Annotated in this window: 1 protein-coding gene; it reads left to right on the forward strand. The window is 69.7% G+C overall.

The window, feature by feature from the left end:
• Positions 1-127 precede the first annotated feature (127 nt).
• Positions 128-1,576 (forward strand): NF041680 family putative transposase, encoded by a 1,449-nt coding sequence (locus ACFY0T_RS50270; RefSeq protein ID WP_388885981.1) that lies wholly within the window; start codon positions 128-130, stop codon positions 1,574-1,576.
• Positions 1,577-1,586 lie beyond the last annotated feature (10 nt).

Genomic DNA, 1,586 nt, shown 5'->3' on the forward strand with positions numbered 1-1,586 from the left:
AGCTTGATGTTTAACCTCGCACGTCATCCGACCTGCTGAAGCCTCCCGTTTCCGGGCATGCGTGACGCGGCCGTCCTCCACGCTTCGAGATGTCGAGTAACGAAGTGCGAAGGAACGGCCGCTGACGATGAGTCTGTCCACCGATGCCCCCTCCGTCGAGCCGTTGGACGTGTTGTCCCGCTTTCGAGTTGAGTTCTACGAATGCCTCTACAGCCGCGCGGATGCGCTCTTCGAGCTCACCGACGCCGTGCTGTGCACGGACGGTCCGGTCACCTCGCTGGTCGAGCTGACACTGACAGCTGAGCACCGTCGCGGGCACGGGGCGATGTACGACGCGGTCAATCACGGCTGGCTGGAGCCGCGCCGCCTGCGCAGGCTGCTTGCCTCCACGCCGCTGCCGCGCGCCGCCGACGGGCGGATCGTGCTCGCCGTCGACGTGAGCAACTGGCTGCGTCCCGACGCCCCCACCAGCCCGGAGTTGCTGTTCTGCCACGTCTACGGGCGGGGCCGCAGTGCAGATCAGTTCATCCCCGGCTGGCCCTACTCCTTCGTCGCCGCCCTGGAGACCGGCCGCACGTCCTGGACGGCGCTGCTGGACGCGATCCGGCTCGGGCCGGCGGACGACGCGACCGCAGTGACTGCCGGCCAGCTCCGCGAGGTCGTCACCCGGCTCGTGCGAGCGGGGCAGTGGCGCCCGGGAGACCCCGACATTCTCATCGTCATGGACACCGGCTACGACGTCACCCGCCTCGCCTACGTCCTGTCTGGTCTGCCCGTCGAGCTGGTCGGCCGCCTGCGCTCGGACCGGGTCATGCTCCGCGACGCCGGACCGCGCCGCTCCACCCCGCGCGGCGGGCAGCCCCGCAAGCACGGCGGTGTCCTCACATTCGCCAAACCCGAATCGTGGCACGCCCCCAACGCCGCCACGACCTGCGACACCGCCCGCTACGGCCGGGCCGAAGCCCTCGCCTGGGACCGGATGCACCCCCGCCTGCAGGCCCGCGGCCCCTGGCTCGACCACTGCGGCGAACTCCCCCTGATCCACGGCACGTTGATCCGACTGAAGGTCGAGCACCTGCCTGGCGACCGTGACCCGAAGCCGGTCTGGCTGTGGTCCTCGCGCACCGGCATGACCGGCGACGACGTCGATGTGCGCTGGCAGGCGTTCCTCCGCAGATTCGATCTTGAACATACCTTCCGGCTGTTCAAGCAGACCCTGGGCTGGACCGTGCCGAAGGTCCGCGACCCCGCCACTGCCGACTTGTGGACCTGGCTGATCATCGCCGCTCACACCCAACTCCGCCTCGCCCGGCCCCTCGCCGAGGATCTGCGCCGCCCCTGGGAACGGCCGGCGCAGGCTCGCCGGCTCACCCCCGCCCGGGTCCGCCGGGGGTTCCGTCACCTCCGCGTGAAGACCGCCCGTCCCGCTGGCGTGCCCAAACACTCCCGGCCTGGGCCCGGACGCCCACCGGGCTCGAAGAACCGCAGGTCAGCACCACGCCACGAGCCCGGGAAGACCGTGAAACGAGTCGAAACCCTCACCGAGCATGTCCGCTTGAAACAACAGCGAGGTTAAACATCAAGCT

Source organism: Streptomyces sp. NPDC001530, from assembly GCF_042894545.1.
Lineage (GTDB): Bacteria > Actinomycetota > Actinomycetes > Streptomycetales > Streptomycetaceae > Streptomyces.